Here is a 435-nt window from a genome sequence, read left to right as displayed (position 1 = left end):
TCAACAGGCAGGCCCAGCTCGATGTTGGTGTTAATCCCCTCGTGCCTCGTGCGGCCAGGCCACAGACTTCTAGCCACGTCCCACGTCCTTGAGGAGCGCACGTGCACACACCGGGTGGCATCAGGATGGCGCCTCACACCCCCGACATGTACCAGCGGTGGATCCGGGTGATGCGAGCCGACCCACCCGGCGCAGCGGGCAAGAACGGCGCGCGCAAGGAGACATTCTGCGCAGCGCTGGAGCAGGCGGAGCAGTTGTTCACCGCAGCGAAGGTGACCGACGCCATGGTCCGACCGCTGCTGGTGTACTACGGACTGAACCAGGCCGGGCGGGCCATCGCGGCCGCCGCCTCCAGCGTTCCCGATCGTGACCAGCAGCCTGGTGCGCGGGCCGAGCCGTGGAAGCTGACGGGGCACGGGTTGAAGATCGTGGGGC

1 protein-coding gene is annotated in these 435 nt (G+C 67.8%); it reads left to right on the top strand.

The features are described 5' to 3' along the window. Positions 1–170 precede the first annotated feature (170 nt). A partial coding sequence (locus CAY82_RS25140; protein WP_218190860.1) for a YaaC family protein occupies positions 171–435 on the top strand: 265 nt, incomplete at its 3' end.

Source organism: Pseudomonas sp. SID14000 (assembly GCF_002165135.1).
Taxonomy (GTDB): domain Bacteria; phylum Pseudomonadota; class Gammaproteobacteria; order Pseudomonadales; family Pseudomonadaceae; genus Aquipseudomonas.
The sequence above is the reverse complement of the archived record's forward strand: the minus strand, read 5'-3'. Positions and strand labels throughout refer to the sequence as shown.